Annotated in this window: 1 pseudogene; it reads right to left on the bottom strand. The window is 35.1% G+C overall.

What is annotated here, in order from left to right:
- Positions 1-974: pseudogene (locus AJ886_RS01940) on the bottom strand (hypothetical protein); the annotation flags it as partial.

Below are 974 nucleotides of genomic sequence, written 5' to 3' on the forward strand. Positions count from 1 at the left end.
CCATTGGTTCCTATATTGCCAATATTGCCTTGATTAACACCTGAGATGATATTGTTTATATTACCTAATTCTTCAAGATTAACATTGCTTTGATCTACAGTGATGTTTTCTACTTTTACATTATCTTTACCACTTCCACCTACAACCACAGTGTCTAATTTACCTGTTTCTTTATCTGTAGAAACAACCCAATCTTTAATTCCAACACTACCACTACCATTGTTAGTTACTGTATTACCATCTTTATCTTTACCTACTGAGCCTTGGTTGGAAATAACTAAATCAGCATTACCATTATTTGTAATACCTCCACCTATGGTTGCACCTTCTCCATTGGAAATTTCAAGTTTATTATCACTATTGTTAGTGATGGAACCACTTATACCTGTATCAGAAGTAGAAGTGTTAGTGATGGAATCAAGTTTACTATCTTTATCTACAGTAATTGAACCAGAAATAGCTCCATTACCCTCATTGGTAATGGAATCAATACTACTACCACCACTTACTTGAACACTTCCTGAGATACTTCCATTACCTTGATTAACAAGACCACCTTCTACCTTAGCTCCACCTTCTATCTTGATATCGCTACCTATAGATCCATTGCCTGTATTGATTATATTTCCTTCAAGTTTAGTGTTTTCCCCACTAACTGTAATACCACCTGTTATACTTCCTGAGCCAGAATTAGAGATAGCTTGACCTGAAGAAGAAGTTACAGTAGCTCCATCTTCTACTTTTATAGAGCCTTCTATTTTTCCGCTTTCATTAGATATACCAGCGCCACTTCCACCTTCTACTCTAGATCCTTCACCGGATAAAATTATTTCTCCGCTTAAAGAAGCTGCTTTTTCTAATCTTATACCATTAACTTTACCTTGTATAATGCCACCATTTTTAAGTTCTATTTTACTAGTACTTGAACCAACATCTAAAGCAATTCCATGATTATCGCTATAAATTCCACTTAC

Source organism: Campylobacter sp. BCW_6465 (assembly GCF_001762815.1).
GTDB classification, from domain to species: Bacteria; Campylobacterota; Campylobacteria; order Campylobacterales; family Campylobacteraceae; genus Campylobacter_D; species Campylobacter_D jejuni.